The sequence below is a fragment of the Plantibacter sp. PA-3-X8 genome (genome assembly GCF_003856975.1).
Classification (GTDB): domain Bacteria; phylum Actinomycetota; class Actinomycetes; order Actinomycetales; family Microbacteriaceae; genus Plantibacter; species Plantibacter auratus.
On the sequence record NZ_CP033107.1, the window covers coordinates 3,573,946 to 3,586,955 of the forward strand.

General features: G+C 67.5%; 10 protein-coding genes. 4 read left to right on the top strand and 6 right to left on the bottom strand.

Annotated elements, in window-relative coordinates; all coding sequences use genetic code 11:
• Positions 1-12: 12 nt before the first annotated feature.
• Positions 13-1,596: a DUF2142 domain-containing protein gene (locus EAO79_RS16795; protein WP_124769674.1), complete on the top strand. Its 1,584-nt coding sequence runs from the start codon at positions 13-15 to the stop codon at positions 1,594-1,596.
• On the opposite strand, the gene EAO79_RS16800 is transcribed toward EAO79_RS16795, so the two are convergent.
• Positions 1,566-3,530: a hypothetical protein gene (locus EAO79_RS16800; RefSeq protein ID WP_164486970.1), complete on the bottom strand. Its 1,965-nt coding sequence runs from the start codon at positions 3,528-3,530 to the stop codon at positions 1,566-1,568. The genes EAO79_RS16795 and EAO79_RS16800 overlap by 31 nt on opposite strands.
• 134 nt (positions 3,531-3,664) lie before the next feature.
• Between EAO79_RS16800 and EAO79_RS16805 the strand changes: the two genes are divergently transcribed.
• The 3 genes from EAO79_RS16805 (at position 3,665) to EAO79_RS16815 (ending at position 7,514) form a co-directional block, all read left to right on the top strand.
• Positions 3,665-4,585 carry a class I SAM-dependent methyltransferase gene (locus EAO79_RS16805; protein WP_164486971.1) on the top strand — a complete coding sequence of 307 codons (921 nt, stop codon included), beginning with the start codon at positions 3,665-3,667 and terminating at the stop codon, positions 4,583-4,585.
• 110 nt (positions 4,586-4,695) lie between these two features.
• The gene (locus EAO79_RS16810) at positions 4,696-5,154 is read left to right on the top strand and encodes a hypothetical protein (RefSeq protein ID WP_124769677.1); all 459 of its coding nucleotides are present in this window, start codon (positions 4,696-4,698) and stop codon (positions 5,152-5,154) included.
• Positions 5,151-7,514 carry a hypothetical protein gene (locus EAO79_RS16815; RefSeq protein WP_124769678.1) on the top strand — a complete coding sequence of 788 codons (2,364 nt, stop codon included), beginning with the start codon at positions 5,151-5,153 and terminating at the stop codon, positions 7,512-7,514. The genes EAO79_RS16810 and EAO79_RS16815 overlap by 4 nt, the downstream gene beginning before the upstream one ends.
• Positions 7,515-7,583: 69 nt before the next feature.
• On the opposite strand, the gene EAO79_RS16820 is transcribed toward EAO79_RS16815, so the two are convergent.
• The 5 genes from EAO79_RS16820 to EAO79_RS16840 form a co-directional block, all read right to left on the bottom strand.
• A complete protein-coding gene (locus tag EAO79_RS16820) occupies positions 7,584-9,644 on the bottom strand; it encodes a glycoside hydrolase family 99-like domain-containing protein (protein ID WP_124769679.1) in 2,061 nt (686 codons plus the stop codon).
• Positions 9,645-9,647: 3 nt separating this feature from the next.
• Complete coding sequence (locus tag EAO79_RS16825; RefSeq protein ID WP_124769680.1) at positions 9,648-10,397, bottom strand: rhamnan synthesis F family protein; 750 nt, start codon at positions 10,395-10,397, stop codon at positions 9,648-9,650.
• A gap of 82 nt (positions 10,398-10,479) precedes the next feature.
• Positions 10,480-10,725: a hypothetical protein gene (locus tag EAO79_RS16830; protein WP_124769681.1), complete on the bottom strand. Its 246-nt coding sequence runs from the start codon at positions 10,723-10,725 to the stop codon at positions 10,480-10,482.
• A gap of 99 nt (positions 10,726-10,824) precedes the next feature.
• The gene (locus EAO79_RS16835) at positions 10,825-12,024 is read right to left on the bottom strand and encodes an ABC transporter ATP-binding protein (protein WP_124769682.1); all 1,200 of its coding nucleotides are present in this window, start codon (positions 12,022-12,024) and stop codon (positions 10,825-10,827) included.
• Positions 12,025-12,026: 2 nt separating this feature from the next.
• Positions 12,027-12,938, bottom strand: coding sequence for an ABC transporter permease (locus tag EAO79_RS16840; protein ID WP_124769683.1), 912 nt, complete (start codon positions 12,936-12,938; stop codon positions 12,027-12,029).
• Positions 12,939-13,010: the final 72 nt, after the last annotated feature.

The window sequence follows — 13,010 nt, forward strand, 5'->3', positions numbered from 1 at the left end:
AACCTCCACCACATGGATTCTCCCGCCCGCAGCTCCGCCCCCACCCGCTGGGAGCGACGACGCTGGCTGACCTTCCTCCTCGCATTCGTCACGATCCTGGCGCCGATGGTCCTCTGGGCGCTGGCCTCTCCGATCGGGTCCATTCCGGACGAACCCTCCCACGCCATCCGCGCCGCTGCGGTGGCGCGCGGAGAGCTCGTGTCCGTGCCCTGGCCCGAGAATCCGAGCCTGACCGAGGCGACGGTACCCGAGAACATCGCGAACGCGCATCAGCTCGTGTGTTTCGCTTTCGACGGCGAACTGACCGCCGACTGCCAGGCGGGACTCCGGGATCGCGACGAGGATCTCGTGACCACGGGGTCCTCGGCCGGGCTCAACAGTCCGGCGTTCTACGCGATCGTCGGCTGGCCGTCACTCGTCGTCACCGGTGACGCGGCCTTCTACGCCATGCGCATCGCCGGGGCCGTGGTCTGCGCCCTCGCGCTCGCCGTCATGGTCATGCAGCTCACCCTCCTCCCCCGCTGGCGGTGGGCCATGGTCGGCGCGATCGTCGGGGTCACCCCGATGGTGCTCTACCTCAGTGGTTCCCTGAACCCGAACGGCCTCGAGGTCGCGGCCGCCGGAGGGCTCTTCGCCACGTTGCTCGCGATGACCCGAGGAACGGCCACGGGACGACGGCTCTGGGAGCAGGCCGGCCTCGCGCTCGTCACCGCGAGCCTGCTCATGACGACGCGGAGCATCTCGTTGCTCTGGGTGCTCCTCATCGTCGTCGCCGCCATCTTCCTGGGCAACCGGCCGCGGGTGGCGGCCCTCCTGAAGTCGCCACCAGGCCTGGCACTGCTCGTCGGGGCGGCCGTCGTCGGTCTCGTGACCGTCGCCTGGTACCTGCAACCGCCAGCCCTCGCCGGCTCGGCCCCCGCGAGTCTCGGGATCGTGAGTTATCTCTTCGCGGCCGGCTACACCTTCATCCAGTCCATCGACTGGGTTTTCGGCATGATCGGGTTCTTCGGCTGGGTCGACACCCCCGCCCCGTCGGCCACGATCATCGCGTGGAGTGCCGCACTGCTGCTCCTGTTGTCGGCGTCCGTCGTGTGGGGTCGACGACGCACCACCGTCGCGGTCTGGGGCCTCCTCGTCGTGTGCCTCGTCGTGCCCGTCCTCACGACCCTCTCCGTCTACGCGCAGTACGGGTACATCTGGCAGGGCCGCTACATGCTCGCGATGTTGCTGTGCCTCGTCATCGTCGCCGGTCTGGCGCTCGACGACGCCGGTGTCGGGATCGGTGCCGACCGTCGCATCGCGCGGTTCGTCGTCGGCGGGTTCGTCCTCCTGGCGATCGGCCACCTGTTCGCCTTCGTCATGACCCTCAGGCGCTACGCCGTCGGGATCGACGGCGATTTCGGACGATTCGTCTTCGACCCGAGCTGGGAGCCGCCCATCGGCTGGCGCCCGCTGTCGGTCGCGCTCCTCCTCGTGCTCGTCGTCGCCGTCTGGTTGAGCAGGAAGCTCTTCCTGGGAGCACCCGACCATCGGGCCGTCGAACCGAGCGCCGACCGCATGGACGATCAGCCGTCGAGGACGACCGAGAAGTCCTGATCCGAGCACTCGGCACGCAGGGCTGCCTCGAGGTCGGGGTTCCGCGTCAGGATCGTCGCTCCGCTCTCGAACCGACCGATCGCCGTGCAGACGTCGTCGATCTTCGTCACGTCCAAGGCGTAGGCGGAGATCCGGATGGGGTCGGTCGCGTCCGTCGTATTGATCTGCAGGCTCCAGGAGTTCACATAGGCGTCCGTCGAGGGATCGGCGTACCCCACCAGGATGTTCTTCTCCCCAGGCGTCGCGAACCGCATGGCGAGCTCCGCGGCGTCGCCCGACGCGGCGATACCCGTCTTCCGCCAGACCTCGACGATCGGCGACACCGCCGAGGTCTCGGGGCCGAGCGGCGTGATCTGCCACGCGAGCGATCCGACCAGCACGATGCCACCGGCGACGAGGACCGCACGGGCGCTCCGCACCTGGTCCAGCCGGACGGACAGCGCCTGAGCGATCAGGGCGAGGATGATCACGAGCGCCAGCGCCTCCAGCAACCAGGCGAACTTCGCCGGGTAGTACCCCCAGGGGTTGGGCACGGCATGGCGCAGGAGGACGAAGACGACGACCAGCAGCGCCCCGGCGCCGGTGAGGGCGAGGACGCCGGCGAAGACGTGCGATCGGCCCTGCTGCAGGCGGGCGCACGCGGCGACGACGAGCAGAGCGGCCCCGACCGCGATGGCGGTGTTGGACGTGGAGGTGAAGATGCCGCCGTCGGCGGAGAGCGCACCCTGCTCACGGAGGAAGTCGGGCACGGTGACGAACAACGCGTACCCCACCATCTGCGCGGTCGCCGCGATCACCAGGATGAACCGGGGGACGTCGACCCTGCTGGTGAGCACTCGGAGGTTCCGTCCGGCGAGGACGAGCAGCACCGACCCCAGGACGATGGCGACCGGACCCCACGTGCCGAGGAGCACCGTGATGATCAGGGTGAGGACGACGTAGGCCGGCACCGGGTACCGCTCGGCGCGCAGATAGACGAGCCACCCGGCCAGGAGCAGGAAGCAGGCGAGCGCAGCGTTGAAGAAGCCGAATTGCAGGGCGTTCCCCGCGACGAACCAACTGAGCGGAAGCGCACCGGCGACCAGTGCAAGGGGCGTCGTGACCCACCAGGAGGCCGTACCCCGCGACGCGACGACGACCGCACCGGCCAGGACGGCAGCGCCGAGGAGCACCAGGATCCAGAGTTGGGCGAGCTGACCGAGGTCGTGTCGCAGATACTCCTCGGGTGGGATGGAATCCCGCCCGGGTGCCAGCGCTGCGGCCACGAGCGAATACGGGACCGGCACCGGGTTGGTCCGCTCCGGGCTGATCCCGCCGTCGCCGAACATGTATCGGGAGAACATCAGGCTGGTGATGGAGTCGCCGCTCGTCACCCACGCGATGTTCCACCGGCCGGGGACGACGACGATCGCGAACACGGCCACGAGTCCGGCGAGCGCGCTCGCCGAGGCGACCAGGATCTGGCGGAGCGGTCGGACGAAGCGAGCATCCAGCGTCAGTACACCGTGTCGCCAGAGCAGCACCGCCACGGCGATGCCGATCGCCAGATGGACGATCAGGACCGGTGTGGCGATGCCGACACCGAGGAGGGGCGTCAGACGGAGCAGCATCGTGACGACGAAGAGACCGACGGCAGGGCCGGCGGCGATGCCGAGGAACCAGTCCGTCCGATGGGCGACGAGCGCACCGACACCGAGCCAGACGGCGAGCCAGAGCGGCCATCCCGCTCCCCCGAACCACAGCGCCCAGACGGCGAGCAGGACGACGCCGACCAGGTAGGCGGCCGCGAGGACCGTCCCGGACGAGAGCGCCAGGGGAGGCGATGCATTGCTGCGGTGCGCGACGGTCCCGGTCTCCCCCGGATCCGTCTGCTGACGACGAACCTCGACCACGACCGCCCCCTCATCCGCGGCGGCCGTCGGCCCGGTCGCCATCCGCGAGCCTAGTCGACAGCTGCAGCTCTGATGACGATCGTCACCGCCCGAGCATGGACCGCTCGTCACAGGTCACCCGTCGCTTCCGAGGTCGTGGAAGACTGAACCCACCCGTTCCCACCAGGAGGCCCCGATTGACTGAAGCCGAGACCGAGCGTTCCTACGTGGAACGACTCGCAGACGCCGAGACCCTCGATGACGTCCCCGGGATCGTCGACCCCAGGGTCCAGGCACCGTCCAATCCACCGCGGCGTATCCAGCAGAAGTTCGTCGGCGCGAGCTACCTCGACGCCTACCGAGAGGCGGAGCGCTTCATCGGAGCAGCCTTCGACCGGTGGCCGACAGGCGACCAGGGCGAACACCTCGTCCTCGACTTCGGTTCCGGCTGGGGCCGGATCACCCGCCTCCTGATGAGTCGCCTCCGGGCGGACCAGATCTGGTCGAGCGACGTCGACACACAGATGACGGCGCTCCTGCACCACACCCTGCCCGGCGTCAACGCGGTCACGAACCGCCCGATGCCGCCCACCGTCTTCCACAGCGGCAGTTTCGACGCCGTGACGGCGTTCAGCGTGTTCTCCCACCTCTCTGAGGAGGCCCACCGCCGGTGGTCCGCCGAATTCGCGCGGGTGACCCGGCCGGGGAGCAAGGTCTTCATCACGGTGCTCGAGGAGAACTTCCTCGCCCAGGTCGCCGGTGCACAGGCTGCGGTGGCCGCAGGAGAGGCCGACACGTTCGCGACGAACCTCGCGGCTGTGGTCCCCGACGCGCAGCTCGCGCTCGAGCAGTTCCGCAACGGCGAATTCATCTTCGGTGGCGGCGGCGATGACGGACCGCGCGAACAGTCGTTCTACGGTTGGGCGGCCGCACCCCGGGAGTTCGTCGAGCGCACGTGGGGCGCCAACGGGTTCGTCGTCGAGTCCTGGATCCCGACCGGAGAGCTGTTCGAACAGGCGATGGTCGTCCTCAGGCGCGAGGAGGCCGGCCCGATCGCGCGGGCCGAGCGTTTCGCCCGCCGCGCCGTGAACGGGCTGCAGCGCCGCATCGCGCGCTGAGTTGCACGGAACGCAGCGGTTCGGGGCCGTTCTCAGCGACTCTCCAGTCCGGCCGTATACTGAGCCGAGAACCGCCGGTCACCCATCCGGGGGTGGATGAGAGGAAGCCGATGCTGGTCGCACGTCGTGGAGGACTGCTCGCAGTGGTCGGTCTCGTGGCCATGTTCGGGCTGACCGGCTGCTTCGGCGGTGGCGCGGCTCCCGACTCCAGCCCCTCACCGACCGGCTCGACCAGCGAGGTACCGGGCAAGAGCCCGGAGCCGGCGCCGATCGAGCCGGAGGCCGTGATCGTGTTCGCCACCATCGATCCCGACGGTGCGACCATCTCGATCTCCGGCTACGTCGCCGGCGTCATCGAGAACGACGGTTCGTGCACCTACGTCCTGACGGGGCCCGGCGACGAACAGCGCATCGAGTCCGTCGGGGCGGCTGACGCCGGGCAGACCTCGTGCGGGGTCGTCCAGCTGGACACCGGCGCCCTGCTCACGGGCACCTGGTCCGTCACGCTCGACTACGCTTCAGCGGCGGTCACGACGACCTCCGCCCCGACCACTCTGGAGATCCCGTGAAACATCGTTTGGCGGCATTCTTCGCCATCTTCTCGCTCCTCGTGGCCGGCCTCGTCGTCGGTTCGACGCCGGAGACGTCCGAAGCCGCCGAGGCACGGAACTTCGACCCCGGCAACATCATCAGCGACCAGCTCTTCTACAACGACATCTCCATGTCGGCGGCAGCGGTGCAGTCGGTGCTGAACTCTCGGGTGTCCGCCTGTCGGTCCGGCTACACCTGCCTCAAGGACTTCCGCGAGAACACCCCGAACCGCGCGGCGGTCTCCGGCAGATGTGCGGCGTACTCGGGAGGCAATCAGAGCGCGGCGGAGATCATCACCCGCGTCGGCGTCGCCTGCGGCATCAGCCAGAAGGTCCTGATCGTCATGCTCGAGAAGGAGCAGAGCCTCATCACGGACGATTGGCCCTCCGCGCGGCAGTACCGGAGCGCCATGGGCTACGGCTGCCCGGACACGGCCGACTGCGACACCAACTACTACGGCTTCTTCAACCAGGTGTACGCAGCCGCCCTGCAGTTCAAGAACTACCAGGCGAACCCGACCCGCTGGAACCACGTCCCCGGTCGCAACAACGCCGTACGGTTCAACCCGAACGCCGCCTGCGGCTCGAGCACCGTCTACATCCAGAACGCTGCGACGGCCGGACTCTACAACTACACGCCGTATCAGCCGAACGCTTCCGCGCTCGCCAACCTCTACGGCACCGGCGACGGCTGCGGTGCCTACGGCAACCGGAACTTCTGGCGGATCTACACGGACTGGTTCGGTCCGACGACGGGCTCCTCGTACGGCTCGTACGACGGCGTGTCCGGTGGATACCAGGGCATCTCCGTGTCCGGCTGGGCGATGAACCCGAACAGCACGGCGCCCGCATACGTGTGGGTCAACGTGAACGGCCAGGGAGGACCGTTCCTGGCGAACACGTCCCGTGCGTGGTTCAACTCCCTCTACCCGGGCTACGGCCCGAATCACGGCTTCGACGGGACCATCGCGAAGCCGCCGGGGACGTACGAGGTGTGCGTCTACAACTCGACCATGAACACGCTCCTCGGCTGCAAGCAGGTCACCGTCCCGAAGGGTGCCGGATCGTTCGACACCGCGACGCAGGTCCCGGGCGGCATGATCCTCAGCGGTTGGGCAGTCGACTACACGACGAAGAACCCGACCAACGTGACCGTCTCCGTGAACGGCAAGGCTGAACCGGCGGTCGCCGCCAACGTCTCCCTGCCCTGGATCAACGGGTACTTCCCCGGCATCGGTGCCAATCACGGGTATTCCATCAAGCTCGACAGACCACTCGGGACGTACAACGTGTGCGTCGACGCGATCTCGGGTCGGTTGGGTTGCAAGACCGTGACGCTGAAGTCCGAGGAGGTGGGGTCGTTCGACACCGCGACGGCCTCGGCGAATCAGCTCCGGCTCACCGGTTGGGCGTTCGACCGGAGTACCACGGCTTCGACGTTCGTCTGGGTCGACGTCAACGGCAAGGGTTCCGCCTACCGCGCGAACACCGCACTGAGCTGGTTCGAGGGCATGTTCCCGGGGGCGGGGAAGAACCACGGGTTCGACCTCACGATCCCGACGACGGCGGGCAACAATCGTGTGTGCGTCTATGGTTCGGCGACCTCGAAGTTGCTCGGCTGCAAGACCGTCAACGTCCCCGCTCCGGCAGAATACGGTTCCTTCGACACCGCGACCGCCGTCGACGGCGGCATCAAGCTGACCGGCTGGGCCTACAACTCCGCGACGAAGGACCCGTCCTACGTCTGGTTCGACATCAACGGCGTTGGAACCGCGGTCAAGGCGAACACGAGCCTCAGTTGGTTCGAGGGATTGTTCCCCGGAGCCAGCAAGAACCACGGGTTCGACGTCACCCTGCCGAAGGGGCCGGGGACCTACCGGATCTGTGCCTACGGATCCGCGACCTCGGTGCTGTTCAGCTGCAAGACGGTGACCGTCGGCGCCGGGAAGGCTCCGGCACCCGCGCCGACGCCGACCCCGACGCCCACCCCCACGCCGACGCCGACGCCGGTCGCACCGACGCCGACCCCGACCACCGCGACCGGATCGTTCGACACGATCACCCCCGCGGCGGGCGCGGTCCGGGTGACCGGTTGGGCGTACCAGCCCGGCGTGGACCCGGCGACGACGGCGTCATTCGTCTGGGTGGACATCGACGGGGTCGGTGCCGCCTACCGCGCCAACAGCACCCTGTCCTGGTTCGACGGCCTCTACCCGGGTGCCGGCACCGACCATGGGTTCGACCTGACGGTTCCGGCGGCGTCCGGGGCGCGGAACGTGTGCATCTACGAAGCATCGACCAGCGTGAAGTTGGGGTGCAAGGCGACCACGGTTCCCTGACCGGAGCCATGAACGTCGAAGGGGCTGCACCGTTCGGTGCAGCCCCTTCGACGTTCGCGCGAATCGCGCTCAGCGGTACAGAACGTCGCGGATCGCCATCAGGTAGGACTTGCCGAAGCGGAGCGTCGGTTCGAGGACGGCGCTCTCCGCCCATTCGTTCCAGGCGTTGACGAAGACCAGACGGTGCTCGTGGTCGCGGTCCGCGACGGCCGACACGGCCGCATCGAACCAGCGTCGGAACGTGTACGGGTTCGAGCCCCACCAGAGATCCGGCTGCCACTGGCGTCGGGCCGTGTTGTCGTAGTTGACCATCACGCCCGGGTAGCGGTCATCGGACACACCCTCCAACAAGGTGAGCTCGGCGTTCTCCACCATGGCGTCGTAGCGGAACGTGTTCCCCTGGAACCGGTCGTCGAACTCCGTGTCCGCGCGGTCCCATGGGCTCCACAGTTTGTTGTGGGGAGCGAACTCCATGTACGCGTCCATGCCGTGCTCGGAGAGGTCGCCTTCGACCCCGTCGAACGCGCCGCTCACGTCCACGCTGAGGAGCAGGAGGTCATCCAACCCTGCCTCACGAGCGACCTGACGCCAGTAGGCGACGACCGAACGGTACTCGGGGATCTGGGTGATCCGGTAGACACCGAGCACCGGGCGACCGTCGACTCGGATGTAGCGGTCGTCGGTGAGCAGGTCGATGACGTCGTGGATGAACTGCGTCGCGGGGACCCGCTCGTAGTCCTGACCGATCAGGACGTTCGTCGAACGTCCGTCCCATCGCCGCGTGAAGTTCTCGTTCGCCCACATGATGCAGAACGGTTCGTCATCGGAGTCCGCGACCAGCTGTTCCACCGGCAGGTTCATGAGCTTCTTGCCCGCGAACCAGTAGTAGTAGTACATGAAGCCCTCGATCCCCATGGACTGGGCGAGGTCGTACTGCTTCCGCCGGGTACCGGGCGCCCGGAGGTCGTAGAAGCCGAAGTCGCTGGGGAGCAGCGGTTGGTTCTGCCCCTCGTAGATGGCCTGTGCTCCGGCGACGTTCGACCATTCGGTGAAGCCGGTGCCCCACCACTGGTCGTTCTCGGGGAAGGCGTGGAACTGCGGGAGGTAGAAGGGGACCGCCCTGGCCCGCGGTGCCACTTCGGCATCCCGTCGGAACCGCTTCCAACCGTCGGACTCGACATCGCTCGAGGAGGCGGTGAGCGAACCGACCTCGCGCAGGTCGTATCCGGCCTCCTCCGTGACGATGCCGATGAGGCGCTCGACGCCGTGCGCCGTGGTCGCGTCGACCTGCCCGGCCTCCGCCTCGAAGTCCCACTCGCTCAACTGCAGCGCGCGGAGACCCTGCAGGATGAAGCCGCGGACCCAGTAGACCGAACCGGACGCGAAGTGGAGGGTCTCCGGTTCGAGTTCGAGCTGGAGACGCTTGAGCAGCGCCTCGACGATCTGCTGGTCGCCGCCCCAGAACTCGGGACCGACGAGGTTGCCGTCGGCGGTCAGGAGACCGAGGGCCGGGTCCCCGGCGAATGCCGAAAGGATGGACTCGACGTGCTCCGGCGAGCCGAGCAGGCCGGCGTACAACGAACGGCGCCACTCATCGCCCGTGCCGCTGAGCTCCGTGTGCTCGGCACGCCAGGCACTGCGCTTCGTGTGGATCTTGAGGACCAGCTCGTACGGCTCCAGGATGTCGGCGTTGACCAGCGACACGAGCGGCAGGATGTCGCGTCCCTGGTTGTTCACCTCGTACACCTCGACCCGCCCGACGCGGTCGAGGGACGAGGTGTCGAGGTCGAGCGGGACGCCGGTGGCGTTGGTGACGATGAGGTCGAACTCGACGGGCAGGTGCTGCAGCTCGTGGAGGATCTCCGGCACGAGCTCGGCGTAGAAGACGTGCACGACCACAGCGACGCGCGCGGCGGGCACTGTCGACGCCTCGCGCATGCGCCACTCGCTCGGGAAGAGCGAGGTCAGGCGGTCGTTGCGTCGTCGCAGCCAGTTCTCGAACCCGGCCGGATAGGCCGTCGGCACGTGGTGCTGGACGATGGCCGGGTCGAGCTCGGCGAGTTTGACGCCCGCGGAGATCATCTTGCGGCCGGCGAACCGCTTCGCGCCGCCGGGGGTGATTCTTCTCATGTGTTACCTCGGCTTCGTGTCCGGTGTGGTCGGCAACCAGTCCATCGGGTCTTCCCCGAAGGCGGCTCGTACGGTCTCGCGAGCGCGGACGCCGTCGGCGACCACGCTCGGGTTGGTGATGATCTCCCGCTTCACGAACGGGAACCCGAGCTGGACGAGTCGGCGCCAGCCACGGATGACCGGGTTCTCCCCCGGTTCGACGACCTGGGCGTGATCGATCCAGGCGCTCGTGACGTAGGCCTCGACGTGGAGCAGCTCGCTCAGCCCGATCTCGTACTGGTCGATGATCTGCTGCTTGTCGTCGTGGTCGACGAGCGTGCGCCAGAAGGTGCGGACCGGGCGGTCCCGGAGCATCCCGTTCCGGAAGCCCAGGAGGTAGCTCTGGAGATGCGGCGAGAACTGGAGCGTGTTCGTCGCGCCCCAGACGTCCGTGTCGCGAGTCTCGAAGTCCTCGAGCATCGGCTGCAGCGACCCGAACGGGCCGACGAGTGAATCGTTCGCAAGCAGCACGAACGGGGCCCGGAGCAGCTGCGGGTACAACGCCATCCCGGTCGCCCATGAACCGAAGTCGTACCCGATGTTGGGCTTGCGCACCACCAGCGCCTCGGGAGGCGTCGGCCAGACCAGTGGTTCGACCGAGTCCGACGCACGGACGACGACGACGAAGTAGCCGCAACGGGCGAGTTCCGAGACGAGAGTGGAGAGCGACCGTGAGACGTGCGGATCCGCGCCCCAACTGGCGACGAACGCCACCCGCTCAGGGTGCGTCGGGAGCGCTCGAGGGCGCTCGACCACTACCCGAGGGAGGACCTCACGCAGAACGGTACCGCCCACCTCAGCGGCCCCTGCGGAGCGACGCCACGCGCCGCTTCACGGCTCGCACTGGCTTCGTCAGGCGCCAGGAGGAGGATCGGCGCAGTTCGCGCACCTGCTCCGCGTACTTCGCAGACTTCGCACGCTCAGCCCGGAGCAGCCGCTTTGCGTCGTCGGCTTGACGTGCCAGGCGGGCCGCTTCCGCTCGCAGGCGGGCGATCTCGAGCCTCGCCTGTCGGAGCTCTCCGGTTCCGGCCTCTTCAGTCACGTCGTCCCACCTTCGTCCGTTCCCCACGAGTCAACGCTCCATCCTACCGAGGCGCCGACTTGGAGTTCGCTGGGCTTGCGTGTAGGCGAGACCCGGAGGTCACGCGACGGAATCCACCACGCTGGCGGTCGGCACGGCGTGCACGGTCCCGACGGCAAGCTGGAAGTGCGGGGCATCGAACGACGCGATCTGGGGCCGGTCTGCGAGGTGGACCCCGTCGTGGGTCATCAGCGACACGTTGACGAAGTACTTGCCTTCGCCGAAGGTCACCTTCTCGAGCACGAAGTCGACCGTGCAGGAGCTCCGGAGCCGCGGGAGCGACAGTCCGATGCGCTTGCTCGTGGTGCCGTAGACGACCTGGCCGAGCGCACTGTCGATCTGCACCGCGGCGATCCAGTCGTCGAGCCCTTCACTGTGGGAGAAGGTCGCGGACACGATGAGGTCGTCTCCGGGCGCGACGGGCTCACCGACCGCCTTGCCGACGGCGTGGGCGTTCACCGAGATGATGCGTCCGGCGCCCTCCTGCTCATCGGGGTGCTCGGCGATCTCCTCCTGACGTCGCTCCTCGAGCACGTCACGGAACTCCGTCGTCGCGACGTGCGGTTCGCCGTCGAACAGCACCTCGCCGCGGTTCAGCAGTACGGCGCGATCGCACAGTTCGGTGACCTGGCCCAGGGAGTGGGTGACGATGACGATCGTGCGGCCCTCGGCCTGGAAGGACCGGATCTTGTCGAGGCACTTCCGCTGGAACGCCTCGTCTCCGACGGCGAGCACTTCGTCGACGAGGAGCAGGTCGGGGTCGACGTGGATCGCCACGGCGAAGGCGAGCCGCATGTACATGCCGCTCGAGTAGAACTTCACCTGCGTGTCGATGAAGTCACGGATCCCCGAGAACTCGACGATGTCCTCGAAGTAGTAGTCGGTCTGTTTGCGGGACAGCCCGAGGATCGAGGCGTTGAGGTACACGTTCTCGCGACCGGTGAGGTCCTGGTGGAACCCGGCGCCGAGCTCGAGGAGCGCGGCGAGCCGACCGCGACGCTTCACCGAACCGCTGGTCGGCTCGATGATGCCGCCGATCGCCTTGAGCAGAGTGCTCTTGCCGGAGCCGTTCGGCCCGATGAGCCCGATGGTCGAGCCTGAGTCGACCTCCAGCGAGATGTTCCGGAGAGCCCAGAAGTCCTCTTTGTGCTTCGCCGACCGGCCGGCGTTGACCAGCCGCTCCTTGAGACTCTTCTCCTTGCGGATGACGAACCGCTTCGAGACGTCGTCGAGACGGACGATGGGGACTGAGGTGCTCATGTTCACAGCTCCTGCGCGAAGTTGCCCTGGAGCTTCGCGAACACGCGCTGGGCTCCGAAGAGGAGGACGATGCCGATCACGGCGGCGATGGCCAGGCGGAGCCCGAGGTCGGGCAGGGTCTCGCCGTTGCTTGTGCTCGCCCAGAACGCTTCCTGGAATCCGATGACCCCGAGCGTGATCGGGTTGTTGAGGTAGATGTCGGCCAGCCAACCCGGCATGTGCTGCACCGCGAACGTCCAGTGGTACAGGATCGGCGAACCCCACATGAAGAGCATGAGGAGCACCTCGACCAGGTACTGCACGTCGCGGAGGTAGACGTTCAGGGCGGACAGCAGGAGTCCGATCGCCGTCGCATAGACCAGCAGCACGAAGAAGCCGCCGAGGCCGAACAGCAGGTTGCCTGAGAACTGCAGCGTCCCGAACAACGCGGCGGCTACCAAGAGGATCACGAACTGGATGCAGAAGTTGAAGATCGCCGAGCCCACAGCGGAGAGGGGGAAGATCTCACGCGGTAGGTAGACCTTCTTGACGAGGCCCGAGTTGGCGATGATCGAGGAGGTCGAGCCGCCGACGATCTCGCTGAAGAGCCCGTAGGCGGTCAGACCCGCGAACAGGTAGATCGCGAAGTTCTCGATGTTGCGGGCTGCTCCGAGGAACTGCCCGACGACGACCGCGTAGATGAGCAGCTGCATGAGCGGCTTGATGAGGCTCCAGAAGAAGCCGAGTGCGCTGTCCTTGTACCGCGCCTTCACCTCGCGGTTCGTCAGCAGACCGAGGAGCTCGCGGTGCCGCCAGATGTCCTTCAGCTGCGAGGTGGAACCCCCCAGCGACGACCCGGGTGAACCGGCGTCCTCCCAGGGCAGTCCCGCCAGTCGTTCCGCCCGATCGTCCGGGCTCGGCGCAGCAATAGCCATGCAGTGGATCTCCTAGCAGTTCGAAACAGCTCTCCGCTGATTTCGAGCAGAGACGCCTCCGAGGATACAGGA

Coding starts and splice junctions, on each gene's coding strand:
- EAO79_RS16795 (WP_124769674.1), top strand. CDS start 13: ATGGATTCTCCCGCCCGCAGCTCCGCCCCCACCCGCTGGGAGCGACGA.
- EAO79_RS16800 (WP_164486970.1), bottom strand. CDS start 3,530: ATGGCGACCGGGCCGACGGCCGCCGCGGATGAGGGGGCGGTCGTGGTC.
- EAO79_RS16835 (WP_124769682.1), bottom strand. CDS start 12,024: ATGAGCACCTCAGTCCCCATCGTCCGTCTCGACGACGTCTCGAAGCGG.
- EAO79_RS16820 (WP_124769679.1), bottom strand. CDS start 9,644: ATGAGAAGAATCACCCCCGGCGGCGCGAAGCGGTTCGCCGGCCGCAAG.
- EAO79_RS16810 (WP_124769677.1), top strand. CDS start 4,696: ATGCTGGTCGCACGTCGTGGAGGACTGCTCGCAGTGGTCGGTCTCGTG.
- EAO79_RS16840 (WP_124769683.1), bottom strand. CDS start 12,938: ATGGCTATTGCTGCGCCGAGCCCGGACGATCGGGCGGAACGACTGGCG.